Raw genomic sequence first — 20,669 nt, 5'->3', positions numbered from 1 at the left:
GGGCCTGCCCTACTGGGCGGCGCTGCCGTGGGGGGTCTGCCCGTTGTCCGGGGGGGGCGGCCGCACCCCCGGGGGGGGGCGGGTGCCCACCCCCGGGCCCCGCCGCTCATGTATGTCTCGGCCCGCAGGCCCGTGTCCGGCCGCCTGGCTTGTGCCCCGGCCGACTCGCTCAGTTGCGCAGTGAGTGCTCGCCGACGCGCGACTCGATCCGCACCTCGGCCCCGGTGTGCATACGCGGCAACGGCACGCGCTCCGCGGGGACTTCAGGCGTGCGGGCGGCTGCCGGCGCCGGACGCGGCACGGGCACCGTCACCGCGACCAGGAGGCCGAGCCCCAGGGCTGCGACGGTGATGACGGCGACCCCGAGACCGGTACGGGTCTGGGAGAGCAGCAGCATGGCGAGCGTGGCGATCACGACCGTCACGGTTCCGTAGACGAGCTGTGCGGCAGTCGGACGCGGCATGGCGAACCGTCCTCTAAGAGGGTGCGGGGGTGTCGGTCGTGCGATCGGGCTGCTCGGGCAAAATCACCGTCAACTGACTCTATGACGACGGATTCCCTGCTGGAACGGCCAGTAAGCGTGACCTAACCCACGGTGCCGATGCATGGGGGGCGCACGGGCTCATTTCGTATCTCATGCGCTGAGATGGGCGCGCCGTACGGGCCCCGGGGAGTGTCCGGATAGTGCAACTCGCGCTGCAACTAACGTACTTGGGCATGTGAAGTCAAGGTCTGTCTTTTCTCCCGTAACTCCGGTCGAATGTCGTCACTTGTGACGCGACACTGCGCGCGGATCGTTCCGATTCCGGACCCCCCATCCGCAGACGCTGTCGCGGGGGAGGACAACACCCAAGTGAACAGTCAGACAGGCAGACGCCGTTCCATACGCGCGCTCGCCGTCGGTGTGGCCCTGGCCGCCACCGGAGCGATGTCGTACGGCACCGCTCAGGCCGAGGGCCATATGCCGAGCGCCCCGTCGGGCGTGGAGCGCCATGACCCGGCACCGGGCAAGGAGCATGTCGACCACGACCTCGAGGGCCCGTTCAGCGAGCAGCAGGCCGCCGAGCGCCAGGCCGCTCTGCAGGAGGTCGTCTCGGGCGAGGCCAAGGCCGAGACGCGCGGCGCCTCCAAGGTCGTGAAGCTGGACGACGGCAAGTACGTCGAGCTGGGCCGTCAGAAGACGGACAAGATCTTCACGATCCTGGTGGAGTTCGGCGACAAGGTCGACGACACCACGATGTTCGACCCGGACGGCGCGGGTCCCAAGCCGCCGGTCAAGAAGTTCGGCGGTACGCCGGGCCCGCAGCACAACGAGATCCCCGAGCCCGACCGTGGAGACGACAACTCCACGGACTGGATCGCGGACTTCAACCAGCAGCACTTCCAGGACCTGTACTTCGCGACCGACAAGGAGAAGGAGTCGGTCAAGAAGTACTACGAGAAGCAGTCCTCGGGCCGCTACTCGGTCGACGGCCAGGTGTCCGACTGGGTCAAGGTCGAGTACAACGAGGCCCGTTACGGCTCGAACTACTGCGGCTCCACCAACTGCGCCAACGTCTGGGACGTCGTCCGCGACGGCACCAACGCGTGGGCCGCGGACCAGAAGGCGGCCGGCAAGACCGACGCCGAGATCAAGGCCCTGCTCGCCGAGTACGACCAGTGGGACCGCTACGACTTCGACGCCGACGGCAACTTCAACGAGCGCGACGGCTACATCGACCACTTCCAGATCGTGCACGCCGGCGAGGACGAGTCCGCGGGCGGCGGCGCCGAGGGCACCAACGCCATCTGGGCGCACCGCTGGTACGCCTACGGCACGGACGCCGGCCGCACCGGCCCGTCCGAGAACAAGGCCGGCGGTACGCAGATCGGTGACACCGGGGTCTGGGTCGGCGACTACACCGTGCAGCCGGAGAACGGCGGACTCGGCGTCTTCGCCCACGAGTACGGCCACGACCTGGGCCTGCCGGACCTGTACGACACCTCCGGCGGCGGCGAGAACTCCACCGCGTACTGGTCGCTGATGTCGTCCGGTTCGTGGCTCGGCGAGGGCAAGGAGTCGATCGGCGATCTGCCGGGCGACATGACCGCCTGGGACAAGCTGCAGCTGGGCTGGCTGGACTACGACGTGGCCAAGGCCGGCACGAAGTCCACGCACAAGCTGGGGGTCGCGGAGTACAACACGGCCAACCCGCAGGCGCTGGTCGTCGAACTGCCGAAGAAGGAAGTCACGACCCCGGTCGTGAAGCCCGCCAACGGCGCCAAGCAGTGGTGGTCCGGTCGCGGTGACGACCTCAAGAACACCCTGACCCGTTCGGTCGACCTGACCGGCAAGTCCAAGGCGAGCCTGGAGCTTTCGGGCTGGTGGGACATCGAGCAGGACTACGACTACGCCTACGCCGAGGTCTCCACGGACGGCGGCACCAGCTACACGCCGATCGACGGCACCGCCGACGGCGCGGCGCTCCCGCGCGACGCCTCCGGCGCCCCGGCCCTGACCGGTGCTTCGGGTGCGTACAAGAAGCTGGTGTACTCGCTCGACGCGTACGCGGGCAAGAAGATCGACCTGCGCTTCCGCTACCAGACGGACGGCGGCGTCAACATGGTCGGCTTCGCGGCCGACGACATCTCCGTCGTGGCCGACGGCACCGCCCTGTTCACGGACGGCGCCGAGGGCGACGACAACGGCTGGACGCCCAAGGGCTTCTCGCGCGTCGGTGAGTCGATCACCAACGACTACGACCAGTTCTACATCGCCGAGAACCGCCAGTACGTGTCGTACGACAAGACCCTCAAGACCGGTCCGTACAACTTCGGCTGGCAGACCACCCGCGAGAACTGGGTCGAGCACTTCCCGTACCAGAAGGGCCTGTTGATCTGGAAGTGGGACACCTCGCAGCCGGACAACAACACCTCGGTGCACCCGGGTGAGGGTTTGATCCTGCCGGTGGACGCGCACCCGAAGGCCGAGCGGTGGACCGAGGACCTCGACACCACCCCGGGCAAGGACCTGATGCGCAACCGCATCCAGTCCTACGACTCGACCTTCAGCTGGCTCCCGACGCAGGGCTTCACGCTGCACCGCAACGGTGTCGCGGCGAAGATCAACTGGAAGCTGGGTGTCCCGGTCTTCGACGACGGGCGCCACTCGTACTACGACGAGGCGAACCCCTTCGGTGGCGTCAAGATCACTGACACCAACACGAAGATCACGATCGTCGACCAGCCGCTGAGCGGCACGACGATGACCGTGAAGGTTGGACCTTCCTCGAAGTAATCCGTTAAACCGCAGGTCACAGCATGTTCGGCCGTCGCCCTCTAGCGGGCGGCGGCCGAACGTGCTTATGTGCCTGCTGTGCGGTTCTTATTGACAGGGCGTCTCACGGGGGAGTGATTCTGGATGGCTGGTGGCGGATTCTGCAGACTTCCGGGCGGCGATGTGGTCGTGGCCCTGGACCTGCCGAACCCTTGTCCCAGCGGGGCTCCGGGGGTACGGGTCGTGGTCCACGCGGCGAACCGCGCCCGGGCCCTGACCCGGCTGCGCAACCTCGGGCTGCGCGCGATCTACCTGCGCGGGAACACCGCACCGCCCACGCCGGACGAGATCACGGCGGTCCTGCACCATCCGGACGGCCTGATATGGCGGGGCGCCCCCGACACGGCCGAGGAGCTGTGGCACCCGATCAGGGCGCTCCTGAGGACCATGACGCCGCAGACGACCCGGTACGTGGTCTAGCCGCGCGCCGGGCCCAGGGCCAGGTCCACGCCCGGCGGGCCGGCCCCGGGTCCACGCCCGGGCTCTAGACGACCGGCTTGCCCGACAGCTCCACACCGGCGGCGCGGAGCTCCTCCAGGGCCCGCTCCGTGCTGTCCTCCGCGACCCCGGCCGTGAGGTCGAGCAGGACGTGGGTGCGGAAGCCCTCGCGGGCGGCGTCGAGGGCCGTGGCCCGTACGCAGTGGTCCGTGGCGATCCCGACGACGTCGACCTCGGTGACCTCGCGGTCGCGCAGCCAGTCGGCGAGCGTCACACCGTTCTCGTCGGCACCTTCGAAGCCGCTGTACGCGGCCGCGTGGGCGCCCTTGTCGAAGACGGCGTCGACGGCGCCGGAGGCGACGGCCGGGGCGAAGTTCGGATGGAAGCCCACGCCCTCGGTGCCGGCCACGCAGTGCGCCGGCCAGGAGTCGCGGTAGTCGGGGTGCTCCGAGAAGTGGCCGCCCGGCTCGATGTGGTGGTCACGGGTGGCGACCACATGCTGGTAGCAGGGACCGCCGGTCTCGCCGATCAGGTCGGTGATCGCGGCGGCCACGTCCGCACCGCCGGCCACGGCGAGGCTGCCGCCCTCGCAGAAGTCGTTCTGCACATCCACGACGATCAAGGCGCGGCGCATGATCCCTGTCCTTCGTTTGTCGGCGGTCGTCGACTCGGCCGTTCTGACCGAGAGTAGAGACTTCAAGTCCGTTGCGGGAGAGGGCGTTTGGGGGTCCGTGCCCTCCGGGTCACCTGTCGGTCACACGTACTCGGTGGGAATGACCGCCTCGCCGCGCGACAGCTGGGTCGCGGACAGCGGCAGTCCCGCGCGGGCGGCCGTATGCCGGTCGCGTACGACATCGAGCGACTCGCGGCCGAGCACCTCGCCGCCCTTGACCAGCTCGACCTGCAGCTGCCGGCCGGCCAGTTCGGCGGGCACCGCACCCGTGCCGATCACCTCGGCCTCGGCGACACCGTCCTCGTCGACGCGGCGCGCGGCCCACTTGCGACCGCCCATCGAGGACTTGGCGCCGAGCGACTTCTTCGCGACGGGTACGAGCGGGGCGTTCGCGTCGGCGGACTCGGCGCGGGCGACCAGCTTGTAGACCATCGAGCAGGTGGGGTGCCCGGAGCCGGTGACGAGCTGGGTGCCGACCCCGTACGCGTCCACGGGCGCGGCGGCCAGCGAGGCGATCGCGTACTCGTCGAGGTCGCTGGTCACCACGATCTTCGTACGGGCGGCCCCGAGCTCGTCGAGCTGCTGGCGCACCCGGTGTGCGACGAGCAGCAGGTCGCCCGAGTCGATCCGGACGGCGCCGAGCTCGGGCCCGGCGATCTCCACCGCGAGCCGTACGGCCTCGGTCACGTCGTAGGTGTCGACGAGCAGCGTGGTGCCGCGCCCCAGCGAGTCCACCTGGGCGGTGAAGGCGTCGCGCTCGTTGTCGTGCAGGAGCGTGAAGGCGTGCGCGGAGGTGCCGACCGTGGGGATCCCGTAGCGGAAGCCGGCCGCGAGATCCGAGGTCGAGTTGAAGCCGCCGATGTACGCGGCCCGGGACGAGGCGACGGCGGCCAGCTCGTGCGTGCGGCGCGCGCCCATCTCGATCAGCGCCCGCTCACCGGCGGCCGCGGACATCCGCGAGGCTGCCGCGGCGATGGCGGAGTCGTGGTTGAGGATCGACAGGATCACGGTCTCGAGCAGCACGCACTCGGCGAAGGAGCCCTCGACCCGCAGGATGGGCGAGCCCGGGAAGTACACCTCGCCCTCGGGGTAGCCCCAGATGTCTCCGCGGAAGCGGTAGTCCGCGAGCCATTCGAGGGTCGGCCCGTCGACGATGTTCCGCTCCCGCAGGAAGTCCAGGACGCCCGCGTCGAACCGGAAGTTCTCCACGGCGTCAAGGACCCGCCCGGTCCCCGCGACGACGCCGTAGCGGCGCCCCTCGGGCAGCCTGCGCGTGAAGGCCTCGAAGACCGAGCGCCGCTCGGCCGTACCGGCCTTCAGCGCGGCCTGCAGCATCGTCAGCTCGTACTGGTCGGTGAAGAGTGCCGTCGAGGGAACATCCACCGGCAGCCCAAGGTCCGCTGTGTTCATGTGCGGGATCGTACTCCCATCTCGTCACTTTGACGATTTCGGCTGAGCCGTCGGTGGCCCTGCCCGGGTGGAGGGGCCCCTTTATGCACCGCGAGGCTCCAAGTGGCAGCATGGGACAAGTGAGTGTGGCTCCAGACGTGGCTCCAGCAGAGATCACCAACCCCGCCGACGAAAAGTCGGCGGTGGTCGAGCCCGACGTTCCCTGGGTGACGATCGTCCATAACGACCCCGTGAACCTGATGAGCTACGTCACGTACGTGTTCCAGGCCTACTTCGGCTACTCCAAGGACAAGGCCCACAAGCTGATGATGGACGTCCACCACAAGGGCCGCGCCGTCGTCTCCAGCGGTTCCCGCGAGGAGATGGAGCGCGATGTGCAGGCGATGCACGGCTACGGCCTGTGGGCGACGCTGAGCCAGGACCGCAACTGATGGCCGGCATGTTCGAACCCGTACCCGGCGGCGGCGCCGCCGTCGCGCTCGACGAGGTCGAGGTCTCCATTCTGCGCTCCCTCGCCGTGCAGCTCCTTGAGCTGATCGGCCCGGGCCCCGGTGGCGAGCAGGACCCCGACCCGCTGGCCGAGCTGTTCGCCGACGGCCCGAGCGAACCGCCGAGCGACCCCGTACTGCAACGGCTCTTCCCGGATGCGTACGGCGATCCCGAAGCCGTGCCGGACGATCAACTCAAGGCGTACTCCGCCGAGTTCCGGCGCTTCACCGAGAACGACCTGCGCGCCGGCAAGCGCGACAACGCCCTCGTGGTCGTCCGCGGCCTCGACGCGCTCTCCCTCGACGGCGAGGGCGGCGCGGTCCTCAAGCTCACCCCGGACGAGTCCAAGCAGTGGCTCGGCGCCCTGAACGATCTGCGGCTCGCGATCGCCTCGCGTCTCGACGTGATCAGCGAAGAGGACACCGACCTCCTCTACCGGCTCCCGGACAGCGATCCGCGCAAGCCGATGGTGATGGCGTATCTGTGGCTCGGGGGTCTGCAGGAGACGCTTGTCGAGACGTTGATGGCGTAAGGCCCACACTCCAGGGACAGTGCTGACGTCCGGATACCGGTGAGTGCTGTCCGAATAACGATCACGTCACGCCCGCTGCCGTTATGCCTGGTGGCGGGCGTCTTGGCACTTCAGGCCGTGATGCGCGTCACGTAAAGACCCCTTAAGGCCGTGGTAAAACTTCGGCACTTCGGTGGCGGCACCACCCCTCGCCGCCCTCGGAGACCTGGCGCACCGCCAGGCAGTCTGGCCCCAGCACGACCGCACGACCCGTACGACCAGGGCCGCGTGTTCCGCGTCCACGGACCGCCGCCCTCAAGTCGCCGACCGGACAACGGCGTTCGCTCCCTTCGTGCCCCCACCGCCCTGCCTGCCGCATCCCTCGCCGGATGCCGCCGTTCCGCACACCCCCCATGTGCCTGCCTTGAGGTGTCCGATGTCTCTTGAATCCCTGACGAACTCCATCGAGGAGAGCGTCAACAGCGTGGTCGACCCCGTGGCCGAATTCCTCACCAAGTGGGTCTTCTACGCCGTGCCCGTCGGCGACGCCGAGCTTCCGCTGATCGTCGCCTGGCTGGTCGTCGCCGGTCTGCTGTTCACCGGCCTCTTCGGCTTCATCCAGATACGCAAGTTCAAGCTCGCCCTCAAGGTCGTGCGCGGCAAGTACGACGAGAAGGGCGCGGTCGGCGAGGTCAACCACTTCGGCGCGCTGACCGCCGCCGTCTCCGCCACCGTCGGCCTCGGCAACATCGCCGGTGTCGCCGTCGCCATCACGATCGGTGGCGCGGGCGCCGCGTTCTGGATGGCGGTCTGCGGCCTGCTCGGCATGGCAACGAAGTTCGTCGAGGTCACCCTCGGTGTGAAGTACCGCAAGGTGCACGCCGACGGCACGGTCTCCGGCGGTCCCATGCAGTACCTGCCTGCCGGTCTCGCGGACCGCTTCGGCGCAGGTTCCGCCGGCCACAAGCTCGGCAAGGTGCTCGGCGTCTGTGCCGCGGTGTTCGTGCTGTTCTTCGGCCTCTTCGGAGGCAACCTGCTCCAGGTCAACCAGGCCTACAGCCAGCTCGCCAACACCACCGGCGGCGACAACGGCTTCATCGACTCCTCGGCCGGCGCGATGGTCTTCGGCGTCGTCGTCGCCCTGCTCATCGGTGTGGTGCTGATCGGCGGCATGAAGTCGATCGCCGGCGTGACCTCCAAGCTGGTCCCTGCCATGGCGATCATCTACATCCTCGGCTGCCTCGCGGTCCTCGCCGTCAACGCCGGCGCACTGCCGGGCGCCGTGACCGACATTTTCTCCTACGCGTTCAACCCGGAGGCCTTCGCCGGCGGCCTCATCGGCGCCCTGATCGCCGGCTTCCAGCGGGCCGCGTTCTCCAACGAGGCCGGCCTCGGCACCGCCCCGATCGCGCACTCCGCCGTGAAGACCAAGCACCCCGCGAGCGAGGGCCTGGTCGCGCTGCTCGAGCCGTTCATCGACACCGTCGTCATCTGCACCATGACCGCCCTGACGGTCGTGGTCGTCAGTCCGCCGTCTCTTGAGGCGGCGCGGACCGACCCGAACGCCCCCGGCGGTGTGGTCATCACCTCCGACGCCTTCGAGACGGTCCTGCCCTGGTTCCCGTACGTGCTGACCGTCGCGGTCATCCTGTTCGCGCTGTCGACCGCGCTGACCTACGGCTACTACGGCGAGAAGGCCTGGTCCCACCTCTTCGGCCGCTCGAAGCCCAGCCTCACGCTGTTCCGCGTCCTGTACACGGTGTGCGCCGCGGGCGGTTCGCTGCTCACGCTGACGGCGCTGTTCAGCCTGGCCGACGCGGTCCTGTTCATCCTCGCGGTGTTCAACATCATCGGTCTCTACCTGCTGTTCCCGGTGGTCAGGCGGGAGCTGAAGTCCTTCCTCGACTACGCGCAGCGCCGTGACAACGGCGAGCCGGAGCCGGAGGAGGAGAAGAAGGACCTCCTCAAGGTCTGACCGGACCCGTATCCGCCGACGGGCCCGCCCGCACCCTCAACGGTGCGGGCGGGCCCGTTCGTGTCTGCGGAACCGGGACGGCCGTACGAGGCACCGGAATCTGGGCGTCCGTTCGCTCAGAGGAGCCTCAATTCCGCATAAAGAACACTCAAAAACTGCCGCCTCACTTCGTCGCCTCGACGACTTATGTCCGCTTCTTCCTGTGGCGCCCGCCACATTGGCAGCGTTTCGCCCCACTTGTGCGCGTGATAAATGTTCACGACCACCTGCCGGGACGCCACCCATGTTCCGAGCAGGGGCGCCCCGCCGGCGGACCGCCGGTAGGCAACAGCTCCATCCACATCCGGGGGGATCGGGACCCGATCCGGGCACGTACACCGCACGTACTGCACGGGTCGGCATGGAGAAAGGCGCACCACCATGACCTCAGTGCAGGTCGACAAGCAGAACGACGGCAGTGAGGCCGGGGCGGACGGCGAGAGCACGTCCGCGGAGGGTTACCAGCGAGGTCTGGGAGCCCGGCAGATCCAGATGATCGCGATCGGCGGTGCCATCGGCACCGGCCTGTTCCTCGGCGCCGGCAAGGGCATCCACAAGGCGGGGCCCAGCCTGATCCTCGCGTACGCCATCGCGGGCCTGGTGATCTTCTTCATCATGCGCGCGCTCGGCGAGCTCCTCATGTACCGCCCGGTGTCGGGCTCCTTCTCGGAGTACGCACGCGAATTCATCGGCCCGTTCATGGGCTTCGTGACCGGCTGGACGTACTGGCTCTTCTGGGTCGTCACCGGTATCACCGAGGTGACCGCGGCCTCCGCGTATATGCAGTACTGGACCAAGAACACCGACGGCTGGCTCGATCAGCCGCAATGGGTGTTCGCGCTGCTGTTCACGGTCATCCTCTTCGGCGCGAACCTGATCTCGGTGAAGCTCTTCGGCGAGCTGGAGTTCTGGTTCTCGATGGTCAAGGTCACCGCCATCATCGGCATGATCCTGATCTGCGCCGGCATCCTCACCATCGGCTTCTCGGACGCCGGTGACACCGCTTCGGTCGGCATGCTCTGGAACCAGGGCGGCTTCTTCCCGAACGGCATCGGCTCCACCCTGATGACCCTGCAGATGGTCATGTTCGCCTTCCTCGCCGTCGAGCTGGTCGGTGTGACCGCGGGCGAGTCCAAGGACCCGAAGACCGTGCTGCCCAAGGCGATCAACACCGTGCCGTGGCGTATCGCCGTCTTCTACGTCGGCGCGCTGATCATGATCCTGTCGGTCGTGCCGTGGACCCACTTCCAGCCCGGAGTCAGCCCGTTCGTGGCCGCCTTCGAGAAGATGGGCCTGGGCGTCGGTGCCGCGATCGTGAACTTCGTGGTGCTCACCGCGGCCCTGTCCTCCTGCAACTCGGGCATGTACTCCACCGGCCGCATGCTGCGCGACCTCGCGCTCAACGGCCAGGGCCCGAAGTTCTTCACCAAGCTGACGAAGAACGGTCTGCCGCTCGCCGGCACCTCGTTCTCCGCCGCTCTGATGCTGGTCGGCGTCTACATCAACTACGAGTGGCCGGGCGAGGCGTTCAACTACGTCGTCTCCTTCGCGACCATCTCCGGCATGTGGGCCTGGATCATGATCCTGATCAGCCAGATCCGCTACCGCGCCAAGGCCGACCGCGGCGAGCTGCCGCAGTCCTCCTTCAAGGCCCCCGGCGCCCCGTACACCAGCTGGTTCGCGCTCGGCTTCATCTTCCTGGTGATCGTCCTGATGGGCATCGACAAGGACGCGCGGATCTCGCTGTACGCGGCTCCGCTCTGGGCGCTGATCCTCTTCATCGGCTACCAGTTCATCCAGCGCAAGAACGCCAAGCAGCTGGAGGACGTGAAGAGCTAGGCCCTTCCTGGGGACGGCCGTTTCCTGCCGGGCGGCCGTCCTCGGGCGGTGTCTTCCTCACGTGACGCACGGTCTCCAGTACGTGTCTCACGTACGCGTCTCACCAGGTGGGCCGGGGATCTCGAATCCCCGGCCCACCTGCTTATGCTCAGCGACATGCTGACCATCACCCAGGCCCTCTACGACCAGATCGTCGCGCACGCCCGCGAGGACCACCCCGACGAGGCCTGCGGTGTCGTCGCCGGGCCGGTCGGCGAAGGGCGCCCCGAGCGGTTCATCCCGATGCTGAACGCGGCCCGCTCGCCCACGTTCTACGAGTTCGACTCGGGCGATCTGCTCAAGCTCTACCGCGAGATGGACGACCGCGACGAGGAGCCGGTGATCGTCTACCACTCGCACACGGCGACCGAGGCCTACCCGTCCCGTACGGACATCACGTACGCGAACGAGCCCGGCGCCCACTACGTGCTGGTGTCCACGGCCGACGCCGACGGTGCGGGGGAGTTCCAGTTCCGCTCGTACCGGATCGTCGAGGGTGAGGTCACCGAGGAAGAGGTCGAGGTCGTACAGGCATACTGAGCCTCGACCTTGGGGCGGCAGGACCAGGAACCCGGTGTGAATCCGGGACGGTCCCGCCACTGTGACCGGTCAGGACGACGTGCACCCCGATGCACGCGCCCGGCCGGAGAGTCAGGAACTGACCTGCCGCCTTCTTTCCACCGACTGGGGACGCGGAAATCCCCGGAGGAGGCCTCGCCATGTCCTGGCTCACAGCCCCACGCGCATGTGTACGTACGCGGGCTCTCACCGCCCTCGCCCTGCTGGTCCCGCTCGCCGCCTGTGCCCCGGCCGCCGATTCCGCGAAGCCGCAGGCGACCGCCGCCGGATTCCCGTACACCGTGACGAACTGCGGAGTGAAGACCACCTTCACCGCACCGCCCGAGCGCGCCGTCACCATGAACCAGCACGTCACCGAGGTGCTCCTCGAACTCGGCCTCAAGGACCGGATCGCGGGCACCGCCTACCTCGACGACGCGGTCCTGCCCGAGTACGCGAAGGACTACGAGTCCCGCCCGGTCCTCGCCGACGAGTACCCCTCGTACGAGAAGCTCCTGTCCGTGAACCCGGACTTCGTCTACGGCGGGTACGCCAGCGCCTTCGCCGGGAACGAGGGCCGCTCGCGGGGCGCGCTCGCCAAGTCCGGCATCGGGACACGGCTCAACATCGAGGGCTGCGCGAAGTCCGCGGTCACCATGGACGACCTCTATCGCGAGGTGCGCGAGGTCGGCCGCACGTTCGGCGTGCGGGAGCGGGCGGATGACTGGGTGAGTGGCGCGGAGCGTGAACTCGCCGCCACCGCGAAGGAGTTGAAGGGCGCGAAGCCGCTCTCCGTCTTCGTGTACGACAGCGGCGACAAGACCGCCTTCACCGCCGGCGGCCAGGGCATCGGCAACGAGATCATCACCCGGGCCGGCGGCCGCAATGTCTTCGCCGACCTGGACAAGTCCTTCGGTGACGCCTCCTGGGAGAACGTCGTCGAGCGGGCCCCCGAGGTCATCGTGATCTACGACTACGGCGCGCAGACCGTCGCCCAGAAGAAGAAGCGGCTGCTCGAGGACCCGGCCCTCGCGGACGTACCGGCGATCAAGAACGAGCGCTTCGCCGTGCTGCCCCTGTCCGATGCGGTCCTCGGCGTCCGCGCCCCCGCCGCGGTGGAGAAGCTGGCCGCCCAGCTCCACCCGGACGTGGCGCGGTGAGGCGCGGCTACCTCGTGGTGGTGAGCGCGTTGGCGGCGGCACTCCTGGTGGCCGCCGTCGCCGGGCTCGCGCTCGGCCCCGTGCGGATCGCGCCGGCCGAGGTCGTACGGATCCTCACGGGCGGCGCCGAACCGAGCCCGCTGCGCACGATCGTGCTCGACGTACGGCTGCCCCGGGTGCTGCTCGGCGCGGTCATCGGAGCCGGGCTCGCGGTCATCGGCACCGTATTGCAGGCGCTGGTACGCAACCCGCTCGCCGACCCGTTCCTGCTCGGCGTCTCCTCGGGGGCGTCCGCGGGCGCGGTGGCCGTGATCGTGCTCGGGATCGGCGCGGGCGCCGCGATGACCGTGACGATCCCGGCCGCCGCCTTCGCGGGCGCGATGGCCTCGCTCGCCCTGGTCTACGTCCTGGCGCGCGGACGGGGAGGCGCCATGACCGGGGCGCGGCTCGTACTCGCCGGAGTCGCCGTCGCGTACATCCTGTCCGCCCTGACCAGCCTGCTCCTGGTCACATCCGCCGACGCCAACCACATCCAGGAGGTCCTGTACTGGACCCTCGGCGGTCTCGGCAGCGCCCGTTGGGACGTGCTCGCGCTGCCCGCCGCGACCCTGCTGATCGGCACCCTGATCATGCTCGCGCTCGCCCGGCCGCTCGATCTGCTGCTCGCGGGGGAGGAGGGCGCGACCGTGCTCGGCCTGGACACGAGCCGCTTCCGCGCCGCCGTGTTCGTGCTCACCTCGCTGCTCACCGGGGCGGCCGTCGCGTACAGCGGGGCCATCGGCTTCGTCGGCCTGATGGTGCCGCACGCCGCCCGCATGGTGGTCGGCGCGAGCCACCGCAGACTGCTGCCCGTGGCCGCGCTCGGCGGCGCGGTGTTCCTGGTCGCGGCCGACCTCGCGGCCCGTACGGTCGCGGCGCCCCAGGACATCCCGGTCGGCGTGCTCACCGCCCTGACCGGCGGACCGTTCTTCCTGTGGCTGCTGCACCGCGGCCGCTCCGCCGAAGGGGTGGGGGCGTAAATGCTCGACGTGGAGTCACTCTCGTACGAAACCGGCGGCCGCACCCTCGTCGACGCCGTCACCCTGCACGCGGCCGCGGGCGAGACCGTCGGGCTCGTCGGTCCGAACGGCAGCGGCAAGACGACCCTGCTCCGCTGTGTGTACGGAACGCTGCGGGCGAGCGCGGGGCGGGTGCTCGTCGACGGCGCGGAGCTCACCGGCGCCAAGGAGCGCGCCCGGCGGATCGCGACCGTCCCGCAGGACGGGCAGACCGGCTTCGAGCTGACCGTACGGGAGGTCGTCGCCATGGGCCGCTCCCCGCACAAGCGGTTCTGGGAGCCCGACACCGCCGCCGACGAACGGCTCGTCACCGAGGCGCTGGCCCGCGTGGGCGTACTCGGCCTGGCCGGGCGTGCCTTCCCCGGCCTGTCCGGCGGCGAACGCCAACGTGCCCTGGTCGCCCGGGCGTTGGTGCAGCAGCCCGGCCTGCTCGTGCTCGACGAGCCCACCAACCACCTCGACATCCGCTACCAGCTGGACATCCTCACGCTCGTCCGCGGCCTCGGCACCACCAACCTGCTCGCGCTGCACGACCTCAACCTGGCCGCGTACTTCTGCGACCGGCTGTACGTGCTGCAGGGCGGGGCGGTCGTGGCCTCGGGTCCGCCCGCCGACGTGCTCACCGCCGAGCTGCTCGCCGAGGTCTACGGAGTGAGCGCCGACGTGGGCGTGCACCCCGCGACGGGGGCGCCGACGGTCACGTATCTGCCGGGCCCGGGGACGGCCACCGCCGGACCTCGTCCAGTCGGTGAACGAAAATCATCCACTATCTGAGATCACACTCCGGGATCCGGGCCGGGAATCGATACGATGACCGCATGGTTCAACACGACGTGAGTGACAAGACGCCGGGCATGCTGCTCGTGGCGCGCCTTCACGTCGACCTGTGCAGGCTGAACAGCGCCATCTGTCCACGCTGACCCCTGCCGCCGACCCCTGCTCCAGTGGGGGGCCGCGAGCCGCCGCATGACAGGCGCGGCCCCGGCAGACGGCGACTCCTCCGCGTACCACCGCAGTCCGCGCGCATGCCCGCGCGCACCCACACTTCCGTATCCAACAGGAGCCGCAGCCATGGCCATCGAGGTCCGCATCCCGACCATCCTCCGCACCTACACCGACGGCGAGAAGGCCGTGGAGGGCAGCGGGGACACCCTCGCCGAGCTCTTCGCCGACCTCGATTCCCGGCACTCGGGAATCGAGGCCCGCATCGTGGACGAGGGCAAGCTGCGCCGCTTCGTGAACGTGTACCTGAACGACGAGGACGTGCGCTTCCTCGACGGCATCTCCACCAAGCTCGCCGACGGCGACAGCGTCACGATCCTCCCGGCGGTCGCCGGCGGCTCGGTCTGAGATGCGGTACGACTCCCCGCTGGCCGCGGTGGGCAACACCCCTCTGGTGCGCCTGCCGCGGCTCTCGCCGTCGGACGACGTCCGTATCTGGGCCAAGCTCGAGGACCGCAACCCGACCGGTTCCGTCAAGGACCGGCCCGCGCTGCACATGATCGAACAGGCCGAGAAGGACGGCCGGTTGACGCCCGGCTGCACCATCCTCGAGCCGACCAGCGGCAACACGGGCATCTCGCTCGCGATGGCGGCGCGACTCAAGGGCTACCGGATCGTCTGCGTGATGCCGGAGAACACCTCGTCCGAGCGTCGTGAACTGCTCGCCATGTGGGGCGCGGAGATCATCTCCTCGCCCGCCGCGGGCGGCTCCAACACGGCGGTACGGGTGGCCAAGGAGCTCTCCGCGGAGCACCCGGACTGGGTGATGCTCTACCAGTACGGCAACCCGGACAACGCGGGCGCGCACTACACGACGACCGGCCCGGAGATCCTCGCCGACCTCCCGTCCATCACGCACTTCGTCGCGGGCCTCGGCACCACGGGCACCCTCATGGGCGTCGGCCGCTACCTGCGCGAGAACAAGCCGGACGTCTCGATCGTCGCCGCCGAACCGCGCTACGACGACCTGGTCTACGGCCTGCGCAACCTCGACGAGGGCTTCATCCCCGAGCTCTACGACTCCTCGGTGCTCACCACGCGCTTCTCCGTCGGCTCGGCGGACGCGGTGACCCGCACCCGCGAACTCCTGCAGCAGGAGGGCATCTTCGCGGGCGTCTCCACGGGCGCGGCACTCCACGCGGCGATCGGCGTCGGCAGGAAGGCGGTCAAGGCGGGCCGGTCCGCGGACATCGCTTTCGTGGTCGCGGACGGCGGCTGGAAGTACCTGTCGACGGGCATCTACACGGCTTCCTCCACTGAGGAGGCCATCGAGCTGTTGCAGGGCCAGCTCTGGGCGTGATTCCAGCCCCTGCGGCGTTTGAGCAGATCCGAACGAAGTTCGGATGCAGGGGGCCCGGGGGCGGAGCCCCGGTTTCGGGAAGGGGCGGGGCGGGGGAGAAAGCCCGCCGCAGGCGCCACCGGCCCGCACCCAGCGACGAGAACGCACCGGGACGGAGCGGGGCCTCGACGGAGCGGGCCTCGACGGAGCCGTACCGCGACGGAGGCGCTTTCGACCGGCGCCTCAGCTGTGCAGGTGGCGGACCTGGTCCCACAGGATCGGGTCCACCACACCCACCCGGCGACGGAAAGCCCACACAGGAACCGACCGCAGCTCGTCCGTCTCCAGGAAGCTCGGCCGCCCCTGCGCATCACCCACCGAGCCGGGCGGCAGCGGGATCACCCCGGCCCGCTCGTCGTGGTACTTGCTCGTGATCTTGACGACGACGGCGTTCCTGCCGCGCAGCTCCAGGACCAGGCACGGCCGGTCCTTCGAGCCGGGCCCGTCCTCGTAGGGGACGTCCGCCCACCAGATCTCGCCCGGCTGCGGTGTGCGACCCGAAATCCAGCCCCGCGGCCGCCCGGGCGGCCGACGCTCGCCCCCGGGGCGCCGGCGCGACCGCGCCCGGCCGTCCACCACCGCGGCGACCAGCGCAATCGCGACCACGGCGGCCAGAGCGAGCCACCAGGACGTGTCCATGGGCATGAATCTACCGGCGCGGGCGGCGGGCGGCGCGCCGGGAGCGGATCCATCCGAACCGGTGACAGGGCAGGTGAGTTGCCCCACAACGGCCCATGACGCAGGGGCGACGCGCTCTTTTGCGCCTTACGCTCAACGAACCGCACGACCCCCGTCATGCCCCGCGTCATGCCCTGCCAGCACGGAGGTTCCCGTCTCCATGAAGCTCACCGTCGTCGGCTGCTCGGGGTCGTTTCCGTCCGCGGACTCGGCCTGCTCGAGCTACCTCGTCGAGGCCGACGGCTTCCGGCTGCTCCTCGACATGGGCAACGGTGCCCTGGGCGAGCTGCAGCGCCACTGCGGTCTGTACGACCTCGACGCCATCTTCCTCAGCCATCTGCACCCCGACCACTGCATCGACATGTGCGCGTACTTCGTCGCGCGCTACTACCGCCACGAAGGCGGCCGTTGCGATGCCATCCCCGTCCACGCCCCCGAGGGCGCCGAAGAGCGTCTGACCACGGCTTACGGCGACACCCCCGACTCCTCCGCGATGGGCGAGGTCTTCGACTTCCAGACGCTCAAGCCGGGTGCCGCGTTCGAGATCGGCCCCTTCTCCGTCCGTACGGAACGTGTCGCGCACCCCGTGGAGGCGTACGCGATCCGTCTCGAGCACGAGGGCCGCTCACTCGTCTACTCCGGCGACACCGGCGCCTGCGACCAGCTCGACGAGCTGGCCACCGGAACCGACCTCTACCTGTGCGAGGCCTCCTTCATCCACGGCAAGGAGGACATCCCCGACCTCCACCTCAACGGCCGCGAGGCGGGCGTGAGCGCCACGCGCGCGGGAGCGGGACGCCTGGTCCTGACCCACATCCCGCCGTGGACGGACGCGCAGGTCAACCTGAGGGACGCGCGGGAGTCGTTCGACGGCCCGGTCGAGCTCGCGCGCTCCGGGGCCGTCTACGAGATCTGATCCGCCAGGGCCGGACCGGGATCCGGACCGTCAGGACCCTGCCGGTCCGCCGCTCCTGGGGCGGCGGCCGGACAGGGCCATCCGGTTCCAGGTGTGCCGGCGGCCGCGGATCGCCACCGAGTACGCGTAGAGCAGCTCCGGGTCGCACATGCCGGGGATGTACGAGTCCCCGAAGTGGTGCGCGTCGAAGCCGATCTCCTTGGCGTTCAGGGCCAGTTGGGGCACCACGTTGGCATGACTGCCCTCCTGGCTCGTACCGATGGCGCCCATCACGATCGCGCCCGCGTCCTGCACGGCCGCGACCCCTTCGGCGGCCAGCTCCCTGGTGACCCCGGGCATCGTGCCGGGCAGCGGCATGACCACACCGTCGGCGCCCGCGTCGACCAGGGCGGTCAGCTTCGGGACGGTGACGCGCTCGATGTGTCCGGCGTGGTGCATCTTGCCGCTCCACAGCGCCGCGTCGTCGCCGAGCCCCTTGCGCAGCTCCTCGGTCACCCGGGCCATGCCCTCGAAGGTGCCGCCGGTGCCGGGGTTCGCGGTGATGCAGAGCATCGCGGCCCCCATGTCGATCAGACGCTTGGCGTACTCGGGCTTGGCGCGCCGGATCTCCGGTACGTCACCGGGCTCCAGGTTCACGCCGATCGGGCGCCCGACGACCTGCGCCAGCTCGGTGAACGAGGCGAACTCGCCGAGCCCGGGGAGCGTCAGCTTCTCGCCGTCCCAGGCGCGCTCGATGAGGTTCAGTACGACGATGTCGGCGCCGAACGCCGAGACGAGCTCCATGTTGTGCACACCGCGCCCGCCGGGGTTCGGGATCATCGCGGCGCGCTCGGCGAACACCTCGCCGACCATGGTGCGGCCCTCCGCGGCGGCTACGGCGGCGGTGAGTTCGCGGCCCTTGAGGGCGCAGAGCTGGTCGCGGTCGAGGTCGAGGATGCGTGTCGTCATACCACCGAACGTATCGGTAGGAAATGGGCAAAGCCCCCGACCGTTGGTAACAACGGCCGGGGGCTTTGGTCCCGTTCGGGTGAGGCTGAGGCTTACTTCGCCTCGGCCTTGAGGAGCTCCGCGAGCTCCTCGTCGGACTCGCGGCCCGGGGTCGGGATGTTGAACTTGGTGATCGCGAACCGGAAGATGAAGTAGTAGACCACCGCGAAGCAGAGGCCGATTCCGGCCAGACCCCACGGGTTGTCCGCGATGCCCAGGTTCAGGAAGAAGTCGACCGCACCGGCGGAGAAGCCGAAGCCGTCCCGCATGCCGAGCGCCCAGGTGAGCGCCATCGAGACACCGGTGAGGACCGCGTGGATCGCGTACAGGACCGGGGCGATGAACATGAAGGTGAACTCGATCGGCTCGGTGACACCGGTGACGAACGCGGTGAGGGCGAGCGAGAACATCATGCCGCCGACGACCTTGCGGCGCTCGGGGCGAGCGGCGTGGGTGATCGCGAGGCAGGCCGCCGGGAGGGCGAACATCATGATCGGGAAGAAGCCGGTCATGAACTGACCCGCGGTCGGGTCGCCGTGCAGGAAGCGGGCGATGTCGCCGGAGTAGGTGGCGCCGTCGACCTCGAAGCTGCCCGCCTGGAACCACGGGAAGGAGTTCAGCAGGTGGTGCATGCCGATCGGGATCAGCGCACGGTTGGCGACACCGAAGATGCCCGCGCCGACCGAACCGGAGCCGACCAGCCACTCACCGAAGTTGTGCAGACCGGTGCCGAGGACCGGCCAGATCAGACCGAAGACGATGCCGATGACCAGGCCCGCGAAGGCGGAAAGGATCGGGACGAGACGGCGGCCGCCGAAGAAGCCCGCCCAGTCGGGGAGCTTGGTGCGGTAGAACTTCTGGTACAGCAGGGCGACGACGACACCCATGATCACGCCGCCGAGCACACCGGCGTTGACCGGCGCCTCGTTCATGACGATCTTGCCGTCGACGACCGCGGCGACCTTCGGCAGGTTGCTGTCGGTGAAGGTGGCGAGCACCTTCTGGAAGACGAGGTAACCGGTGACGGCCGCGAGGGCCGTGGAGCCGTCCGACTTCTTGGCGAAGCCGATCGCGATACCGACGGCGAACAGCAGCGGCATGTTGTCGAGCAGCGCGCCACCGCCGGCGGCCATGTAGCTCGCGAGCTTGTTCCAGCCGAGGCCGTCAGCGCCGAGCATGTCGGCCTGACCGAACCGCAGCAGGAGCGCGGCGGCGGGCAGCACCGCAACGGGCAGCATCAGGCTGCGGCCGATGCGCTGCATGACAGCCATCGCGCCGGAGCCCTTCTTCGCCGCGGGGGCGGCAGCCGTGGACACAACTTCCTCCAGTGGGCATGACGCCGCCTTGGAACAGGAAGTTTGGGGACGGCGACGTCGCTCAGAAGACGCGGCCGATCGGCCGCGTGGTCTACACCAATTAGTGGTGTAGACCAGTTGTAACACGGTGAAGACCAGATAAGGAACCTCCGATTCCAGTGGCCTGGGACACAGCGGGACAGACATGACAAAAGACCCCTGAACCGAGCCGATTCAGGGGTCTTTCGTCAGTACAGCGGCCCTAGTTGGGCGCCCGAGGCTACCGATTTGTGAAGGTCAGCCCAGCAGTTCCTTCACCACCGGCACCAACGCACGGAACGCCTCCCCGCGGTGGCTGATCGCGTTCTTCTCCGCGGCCGTCAGCTGCGCGCACGTCCGCGTCTCGCCGTCCGGCTGAAGGATCGGGTCGTAGCCGAAGCCGCCGTCGCCGGCCGGCTCGTGGCGGAGCACCCCTCGCAGGCGGCCCTCGACGACGCGCTCCGTGCCGTCCGGCAGCGCGAGGGCCGCGGCGCAGGCGAAGTGCGCGGCGCGGTGGGGCCCATCGATGTCCGAGAGCTGGGCGAGGAGAAGGTCGAGGTTGGCCTTGTCGTCGCCGTGCCGCCCTGCCCAGCGGGCGGAGAAGATGCCGGGGGCGCCGCCGAGCACGTCCACGCAGAGGCCGGAGTCGTCGGCGACGGCGGGCAGTCCGGTGGCCTGGGCGAGGGCGTGCGCCTTGAGCAGCGCGTTCTCGGCGAAGGTGACGCCGGTTTCCTTGACGTCCGGAATCTCGGGGTAGGCGTCGGCACCGACGAGCTCGTGCGCGAGCCCGGCGTCGGCGAGGATCGCGCGCAGCTCGGTGATCTTTCCGGCATTGCGGGTGGCGAGGATGAGGCGGGTCATGGGGCGATTATCGCGTCCCCGGCGCCGGCCGTGAGGCACGCACCCGG

At 69.3% G+C, this 20,669-nt stretch carries 21 protein-coding genes and 1 riboswitch; of the genes, 14 read left to right on the top strand and 7 right to left on the bottom strand.

Features of this window, described 5'->3' with window-relative positions; translation table 11 throughout:
• Positions 1-169 precede the first annotated feature (169 nt).
• Positions 170-463 carry a hypothetical protein gene (locus ABT367_RS21790; RefSeq protein ID WP_352254731.1) on the bottom strand — a complete coding sequence of 98 codons (294 nt, stop codon included), beginning with the start codon at positions 461-463 and terminating at the stop codon, positions 170-172.
• Between the two features lie 390 nt (positions 464-853).
• Here ABT367_RS21790 and ABT367_RS21785 point away from each other — a divergent pair, with 390 nt between their 5' ends.
• Both ABT367_RS21785 and ABT367_RS21780 read left to right on the top strand, forming a co-directional pair.
• A complete protein-coding gene (locus ABT367_RS21785) occupies positions 854-3,277 on the top strand; it encodes an immune inhibitor A domain-containing protein (protein ID WP_434975508.1) in 2,424 nt (807 codons plus the stop codon).
• A 123-nt stretch (positions 3,278-3,400) separates the two neighbouring features.
• Positions 3,401-3,736 (top strand): hypothetical protein, encoded by a 336-nt coding sequence (locus ABT367_RS21780; protein WP_165330700.1) that lies wholly within the window; start codon positions 3,401-3,403, stop codon positions 3,734-3,736.
• Between the two features lie 64 nt (positions 3,737-3,800).
• Here the strand turns inward: ABT367_RS21780 and ABT367_RS21775 are convergent, their stop codons facing one another.
• Complete coding sequence (locus ABT367_RS21775) at positions 3,801-4,388, bottom strand: isochorismatase family protein (protein ID WP_352254730.1); 588 nt, start codon at positions 4,386-4,388, stop codon at positions 3,801-3,803.
• A 120-nt stretch (positions 4,389-4,508) separates the two neighbouring features.
• Positions 4,509-5,837: a nicotinate phosphoribosyltransferase gene (locus tag ABT367_RS21770; RefSeq protein WP_352254729.1), complete on the bottom strand. Its 1,329-nt coding sequence runs from the start codon at positions 5,835-5,837 to the stop codon at positions 4,509-4,511.
• A 110-nt stretch (positions 5,838-5,947) separates the two neighbouring features.
• Between ABT367_RS21770 and clpS the strand changes: the two genes are divergently transcribed.
• The 11 genes from clpS (at position 5,948) to ABT367_RS21715 (ending at position 15,807) form a co-directional block, all read left to right on the top strand.
• Positions 5,948-6,268: an ATP-dependent Clp protease adapter ClpS gene (gene clpS, locus ABT367_RS21765; protein ID WP_165330697.1), complete on the top strand. Its 321-nt coding sequence runs from the start codon at positions 5,948-5,950 to the stop codon at positions 6,266-6,268.
• The gene (locus tag ABT367_RS21760; protein ID WP_352254728.1) at positions 6,268-6,858 is read left to right on the top strand and encodes a DUF2017 domain-containing protein; all 591 of its coding nucleotides are present in this window, start codon (positions 6,268-6,270) and stop codon (positions 6,856-6,858) included. The genes clpS and ABT367_RS21760 overlap by 1 nt, the downstream gene beginning before the upstream one ends.
• 415 nt (positions 6,859-7,273) lie before the next feature.
• Positions 7,274-8,812 (top strand): alanine/glycine:cation symporter family protein, encoded by a 1,539-nt coding sequence (locus tag ABT367_RS21755; protein ID WP_352254727.1) that lies wholly within the window; start codon positions 7,274-7,276, stop codon positions 8,810-8,812.
• 420 nt (positions 8,813-9,232) lie between these two features.
• Positions 9,233-10,690, top strand: a complete 1,458-nt coding sequence (locus ABT367_RS21750; protein ID WP_352254726.1) for an amino acid permease — start codon at positions 9,233-9,235, stop codon at positions 10,688-10,690.
• 156 nt (positions 10,691-10,846) lie between these two features.
• The gene (locus ABT367_RS21745; RefSeq protein ID WP_165330694.1) at positions 10,847-11,269 is read left to right on the top strand and encodes a Mov34/MPN/PAD-1 family protein; all 423 of its coding nucleotides are present in this window, start codon (positions 10,847-10,849) and stop codon (positions 11,267-11,269) included.
• A riboswitch (cobalamin riboswitch) is annotated at positions 11,241-11,410 on the top strand. (Overlaps the previous gene by 29 nt.)
• A 38-nt stretch (positions 11,411-11,448) precedes the next feature.
• The gene (locus tag ABT367_RS21740; protein WP_352254725.1) at positions 11,449-12,447 is read left to right on the top strand and encodes an ABC transporter substrate-binding protein; all 999 of its coding nucleotides are present in this window, start codon (positions 11,449-11,451) and stop codon (positions 12,445-12,447) included.
• A complete protein-coding gene (locus ABT367_RS21735) occupies positions 12,444-13,466 on the top strand; it encodes a FecCD family ABC transporter permease (protein ID WP_352254724.1) in 1,023 nt (340 codons plus the stop codon). Before ABT367_RS21740 ends, ABT367_RS21735 begins: the two co-directional genes overlap by 4 nt.
• Positions 13,467-14,279, top strand: coding sequence for an ABC transporter ATP-binding protein (locus ABT367_RS21730; RefSeq protein WP_352254723.1), 813 nt, complete (start codon positions 13,467-13,469; stop codon positions 14,277-14,279).
• A gap of 44 nt (positions 14,280-14,323) precedes the next feature.
• On the top strand, positions 14,324-14,425 hold the full coding sequence (locus tag ABT367_RS21725) for a putative leader peptide (protein WP_328707661.1): 102 nt from the start codon (positions 14,324-14,326) through the stop codon (positions 14,423-14,425).
• Between the two features lie 151 nt (positions 14,426-14,576).
• A complete protein-coding gene (locus tag ABT367_RS21720) occupies positions 14,577-14,855 on the top strand; it encodes a MoaD/ThiS family protein (protein ID WP_352254722.1) in 279 nt (92 codons plus the stop codon).
• Between the two features lies 1 nt (position 14,856).
• Complete coding sequence (locus tag ABT367_RS21715) at positions 14,857-15,807, top strand: PLP-dependent cysteine synthase family protein (protein WP_352254721.1); 951 nt, start codon at positions 14,857-14,859, stop codon at positions 15,805-15,807.
• 222 nt (positions 15,808-16,029) lie between these two features.
• On the opposite strand, the gene ABT367_RS21710 is transcribed toward ABT367_RS21715, so the two are convergent.
• Positions 16,030-16,485 (bottom strand): type II toxin-antitoxin system PemK/MazF family toxin, encoded by a 456-nt coding sequence (locus ABT367_RS21710; RefSeq protein ID WP_352254720.1) that lies wholly within the window; start codon positions 16,483-16,485, stop codon positions 16,030-16,032.
• 199 nt (positions 16,486-16,684) lie between these two features.
• On the opposite strand from ABT367_RS21710, the gene ABT367_RS21705 reads away from it, so the two are divergent.
• Positions 16,685-17,440: an MBL fold metallo-hydrolase gene (locus ABT367_RS21705; RefSeq protein WP_352254719.1), complete on the top strand. Its 756-nt coding sequence runs from the start codon at positions 16,685-16,687 to the stop codon at positions 17,438-17,440.
• A gap of 30 nt (positions 17,441-17,470) precedes the next feature.
• Here ABT367_RS21705 and ABT367_RS21700 read toward each other — a convergent pair whose 3' ends face one another.
• From ABT367_RS21700 to rdgB, 3 genes are all read right to left on the bottom strand, one after another.
• The gene (locus tag ABT367_RS21700; protein ID WP_352254718.1) at positions 17,471-18,388 is read right to left on the bottom strand and encodes a hypothetical protein; all 918 of its coding nucleotides are present in this window, start codon (positions 18,386-18,388) and stop codon (positions 17,471-17,473) included.
• 92 nt (positions 18,389-18,480) lie between these two features.
• A complete protein-coding gene (locus ABT367_RS21695; protein WP_352254734.1) occupies positions 18,481-19,698 on the bottom strand; it encodes a PTS transporter subunit EIIC in 1,218 nt (405 codons plus the stop codon).
• A 321-nt stretch (positions 19,699-20,019) separates the two neighbouring features.
• Positions 20,020-20,622 carry an RdgB/HAM1 family non-canonical purine NTP pyrophosphatase gene (gene rdgB, locus ABT367_RS21690; RefSeq protein ID WP_352254717.1) on the bottom strand — a complete coding sequence of 201 codons (603 nt, stop codon included), beginning with the start codon at positions 20,620-20,622 and terminating at the stop codon, positions 20,020-20,022.
• Positions 20,623-20,669 lie beyond the last annotated feature (47 nt).

The organism is Streptomyces mesophilus (genome assembly GCF_040300965.1).
Lineage (GTDB): Bacteria > Actinomycetota > Actinomycetes > Streptomycetales > Streptomycetaceae > Streptomyces > Streptomyces mesophilus_A.
The sequence above is the reverse complement of the archived record's forward strand: the minus strand, read 5'-3'. Positions and strand labels throughout refer to the sequence as shown.